This window comes from Silvanigrella sp. (genome assembly GCF_044369315.1).
In the GTDB taxonomy this organism is placed as follows: Bacteria; Bdellovibrionota_B; Oligoflexia; order Silvanigrellales; family Silvanigrellaceae; genus Silvanigrella.
The window spans coordinates 1-5,183 of sequence record NZ_JBIPMD010000222.1 but is presented as its reverse complement, the minus strand read 5'-3'; the positions used below and the strand labels follow the sequence as shown (position 1 = coordinate 5,183).

The window sequence follows — 5,183 nt, the reverse complement described above, 5'->3', positions numbered from 1 at the left end:
ACTGCTTACTTCCACGCTGATGGCTAATCTTTACGTGGGTGAGATTCGCACTCACTGGTTCTTACGCACTTATCTTGGCGCACCATAATTGCCTCCATTGTAAAACAAAAAATTGGTGGTAAAACAATTCGTAGATATGCCTATAATGGAACAATTCCTGGACCAATAATTGAAGTCACAAAAGGATCTCATGTAAAAATAAAATTTATCAACCAAACAGATAGTGATCAAACGTTGCATTCACATGGGCTTCGATTAGATTATCGTTATGATGGCGCAGTTGGAATAGGGCAAAAAGCACCTGTAAAACCTGGTGAATCTTTTGTATATGAGCTTAAATTTCCTGATACAGGAGTATATTGGTATCATCCTCATGTAAGAGAAGATTATTCACAAGACATGGGATTATATGGAAATTATTTTGTTAAAGAAGCCGTTAAAAAAGAAGAACCTTTTAATAAACAAATCCCAATTGTATTAGATGATATTTTGTTAGATAAAAATGCACAGCCATTTTATAAAAACTATGCCAATTATGCTGCTATGGGTCGTTTTGGAAATGTGATGTTAATTAATGGTATTTCTGATTTCTCGGCTGAAGTAAACAAAGGGGATGTTGTTCGGTTTTATTTAACAAACACTGCGAATACTCGGACATTTCAATTTTCCATACCAAATACAAAAATGAAATTGATAGCTGGTGATGCGAGTCCATTTGAAAAAGAAGAGTGGATTAAAAGTATTATTATTGCTCCTTCTGAAAGGTATACAGTCGATGTGTTTTTTGAAAAAGAAGGATCTTATGATATTGAAAGCAAAAGTCCTGAGAAAAATTATAAGTTAGGTAAAATAAAAGTAACAAATAAAAAAAGCAAAAACAATTATATTAAGATATTTAATGAAATTCATTATGATAAAGACATGATTGCTGAAATTGAAAAAATAAAATCATATTTTGATAAACCTATCGACAAAAAATTATTATTAACTGTAAAAATGGAAATGGAACATGCAGAAGAAAACCCTCCTAAAATTGAATGGGAAGATAATATGCCTGAAATGAATTCCATGATGACCTCTAAAGAAGTTATATGGGAATTATTAGATTTAGATACCAATAAAACAAATATGGATGTTCATTGGAACTTTAAAAAAGGCAATTATTATAAAATTAGTATTTTTAATGATCCAAAATCCAAACATCCTATGCAGCATCCTATCCATTTTCATGGTCAAAGATTTTTAGTGTTAAGTACTTCTGGTATTAAAAATACAAATTTAGTTTGGAAAGATACTGTTCTTGTAAAAACAGGAGATACGGTTGAAATTTTATTAGAAGCTTCAAACGTTGGAAAATGGATGTCTCACTGTTATATTGCCGAGCATTTGACTTCAGGCATGATGATGACATTTGATGTAGAAGAAAAATAGGAATTTGTCGATAAATAGTCCTATCTTGGAGATAGGATAATGAATTTTGTTTATAAAAATATTATAAAATACTGTTTTATGTATATATTTCAATTTATATTATTAACTTCCCAAAGTATTTTTGCTCAAAATTACTGTGATAAAATAGGAAAAATATTTGTTATTGTCGCTCATGCAAATGATGATCTTTATTTCATGAATCCTAAAATTAAAAAAGAAATTGATAAAGGACATTGTATAAAAGTAGTTCATTTAACAGCGGGTTATGCCTATCATGACAATTATTTCGAAAGCATAGAAAGCAGTAAAGCGGCTTATGCACAAATGATAGGGATTGCATCCGCAAATTGGCTAGAAAGCTGGGAAAATATAAATGGAAAAGAAATTCACAAATTTATTTTAACGAAACAAAATGGGCAATGGATAGAAATACAAGATTTAGGATTGCCAAGTAGCTCAAGTTCAAGTGCAACCTCTCATTTTGGAGTAACTTTAGCTGAATTATATCATGATTCTAATAAAATAACGAAAACAATTGATGGTAAAAAGACAGAATATAGTTGGAAAGAGATACAAAATTATATCAATTCAATATTTTCACTTGAGAATCCTCTATTTATTTTAGCAACAGATCCCTATGGAGTTTTTTTTGAAGATGGTCTTGAAGGCCAGCATCCTGATCATATTTTAGCAGCAAAATTGGTTCAAAATTCGGATTTTGGTAGAATACATTCCCCTAAAATTATATATTTTAAAACAAATCAAATAAATAATTTGGATAAAAATTTATTAAGTAATGATATTTCTGAAAAAAAATTATTTCTATCTTATTATAAAAGAAAAGATAATTCAGAGTATAAATATATTTCACCAAAAATCCAAGTAGATTGTATGGATAGTATAAATGAATTTAAGAAAATATATTCGCCCTATGGTTGGGTATGCAAAATGTATAAAGCAACATCAGATAATTATATTATAGCAGAAATTTTAAAAGATAGTAATACAAATAAATGCTTATTATTGAATAAAGAAAATGATTTTATCTTTGGAGAAGATTGTAATTCAGCAAATTATATTTCAATTACGAAAGATGGAAATGCTTATATTGCAAATTTAGGTAAAATAATAAGTGCTCCATTTATTCTAAATAGTCAAATTCGCGCGTTATCATATGAACCAATTCTTAATTTAATTTGGCAGTATGATGGTTTTTCAAAATTAAGTTATTTAGATTTAAAAACAGGAAATAAGTTTTGTGTAGAAAACAAAGATGGGCAAGCAATATTAGAAAAATGTTCTAAGACAAAAACAGAATTTAATATTTTATCAAATGATAAAAATAATTTAATTTTATCAACTTTAAAAAATATAAAAATAAAAAATATTGAAAAAAATGATAGCTGTTTATCAATGGATAGTGAATCTGTTCTTGTCTCTTCTTGTGACTCTGAAAATACATTATTAAATTTTCTACCAACAGGGCAAATACAAAGTGCAATTGATGAATCTAAATGTATACAAACAGAATCTTTTAGCGAAAATACAAAATTATCATTTAGTAAATGCAACAATAATAGTGCAGGGCAAATTTTTAAGATAAAAAATGTGGGGGATAATAATTATTTACTTATAAATAGAGTATTGTCTAATTGTTTTGAAATTCATAATGATTTCATAATGTCTTCTTCATGCACTGGTTATAAGAAACAACTATGGAATATTATGAAAAATAGTAATATAATAGTTCCTTAATTAATTCAAAATATATTATTCTAAATGATTGGCACCAAATATTTTAAATATTTTTGACTCTATTACTTTCCCATTAATTTGAATTTCAAGTTTATGATTGCCATTATAATATTTCCTAGTCGTGATCTCTTTAAATAAATGTTTTTTTGTAATTGTAATTTTATCCAAAGGGCCAATAGAAATATTCTTTAATTTAAAAACTTTAATAGAAGTTTTTCCTTTATCACGTAAAAAATGAATACGGTAATCTATAATTAAATTTTGGGGTTTTTTCATTTTAGAGTAAACAATAAATGAAAATTCTAAATTTTTTCCCATATAAACTTTATCTGATTTTAAAAGTATTTTTTCAACATGAATATCAAATTTAGTAGATACATCTAAAAAAGAAAGTGCTGTTGGATTTCCTTCTTTAATCAGATTTCTTAAAGAGTGCCGAATTATCCAATTTAATTTTTCTTTTTTGTCTTCTGATTTTGCTTCTTTTTTCCAATTATTTAATAATTCAAATATAATATTTGGGTGATCCTTAGAAATATCATTTATGTGATTCGCAACACTTTTTCGAACATAAAGTTCATCATCAAATTTTAAATTTTCTAAAATAGGCAGTGTTAGGCTAGGGTTCTTTATAAAGATTTTAAGCTGTTCACCCCATGGTAATCTTGGCCTAGAACCTTCACTAGCCCATCTGCGAACATGTTTATTTTGATCAAGAGAACATTGCAATAAAAAAGAAAGTGTTTTTTGAGTATCTATTATAAGGAAAGGTCTTATTGCCCATTCACTTGTAAATAGTTTTGTCAGCTCTTTAAGGGATTCAAGAGATACTTCTTTATTATTTTGGCCATAAAATTGAATATAATCTGTTATAGGCCATAAATCAAAATCTTCTAATTTTGGTGAAGATGATGTTTTCATTAAAATAACAAGAGCTTCATTATAATTTTTTGGCAAAAGTTCATATAATATATCACGTAATTTTGAAACCCGTTCTTTTAAGGATAAATTTTCTAAAGTTGAATGATATTTTAAAAATAACTTTTGATCAAATTTAGGGTAAACAGAAGTGATAATTTCACTCATTCGTATTAAATACTTTTTACCTAATTTATGTTTAAGAGCCTTCGGATTTTCATCTAATTTCATATCTTATTCCAAAATGAATGACTCATTTTATAATAAATGAGATAGTCTTGGTTAAAGATTTATTTATTAATATTATTTTTTATCTCCGTCAAGTTGGGCTCTATATCTATAAATGAGAGTTTTTTATTTAATAATTTTTTTAATTCATCTGAAATTGGAACTTTATCTAAAATAATAGGTTCAATAATGTCATCAAATTTACATGGATCTGCTGTCGAAACCACAATCGATGGATTTGAATTTAATTTATTTCGAATGTAAAAAGCAGTTGCTGTATGTGGGCATAATATATATTGACTTTGTTTGTAAACTTCAAGTATTGTTTGAGATATTTTTTTATTATCAACACTCACAGCCGTTATATTATTTTTAAATACTTCAAAGGAAGGAAATAAATGAGATAGTCTCTCAAAATTACTTGGATTCCCTACATCCATTGCATTTGCTAATGTCAAAATACTTTTTTGTGGCAGATAAGTCCCTGAGGAAAGATAATTACAAATCACTTTATTTTCATTTGTTGATAAAGAAATATCATGAATCGGGAAACCCATTTCTCTCGCCCAAAAAGCAGCTGTAGCATTTCCTAAATTTCCAGACGGAATGATATAATTCGGTTTTGTATGATATAAAGAAAAAAATTGGTAACTAGAATAAGCATAATAGACAATTTGCGGTAATAGTCTACCTATATTTATGCTATTCGCACTAGATATATGCATTTCATTTTGCCACCATTCATCTTGAAAAGGTGTCCTCCCAATAAGTGATTTTTACAAAGCATAAATCCAGAATTAAATCTCCTTTTGAGGAGGAGATTTAAATGGAGATGGAAAATAGACTTTTAA

General features: G+C 27.5%; 4 protein-coding genes. 2 read left to right on the top strand and 2 right to left on the bottom strand.

The genetic code is table 11. The features are described 5' to 3' along the window. Window positions 1–54: 54 nt before the first annotated feature. A complete protein-coding gene (locus tag ACIQ56_RS14045; RefSeq protein WP_397601677.1) occupies window positions 55–1,431 on the top strand; it encodes a multicopper oxidase family protein in 1,377 nt (458 codons plus the stop codon). Window positions 1,432–1,470: 39 nt separating this feature from the next. Further along, window positions 1,471–3,186 carry a PIG-L family deacetylase gene (locus tag ACIQ56_RS14040; RefSeq protein ID WP_397601676.1) on the top strand — a complete coding sequence of 572 codons (1,716 nt, stop codon included), beginning with the start codon at window positions 1,471–1,473 and terminating at the stop codon, window positions 3,184–3,186. A gap of 15 nt (window positions 3,187–3,201) precedes the next feature. Here ACIQ56_RS14040 and ACIQ56_RS14035 read toward each other — a convergent pair whose 3' ends face one another. Together ACIQ56_RS14035 and ACIQ56_RS14030 are read right to left on the bottom strand one after the other, a co-directional pair. Further along, window positions 3,202–4,335: a DNA alkylation repair protein gene (locus tag ACIQ56_RS14035; RefSeq protein ID WP_397601675.1), complete on the bottom strand. Its 1,134-nt coding sequence runs from the start codon at window positions 4,333–4,335 to the stop codon at window positions 3,202–3,204. A gap of 59 nt (window positions 4,336–4,394) precedes the next feature. Beyond that, on the bottom strand, window positions 4,395–5,057 hold the full coding sequence (locus tag ACIQ56_RS14030; RefSeq protein ID WP_397601674.1) for a hypothetical protein: 663 nt from the start codon (window positions 5,055–5,057) through the stop codon (window positions 4,395–4,397). Between the last annotated feature and the right edge of the window lie 126 nt (window positions 5,058–5,183).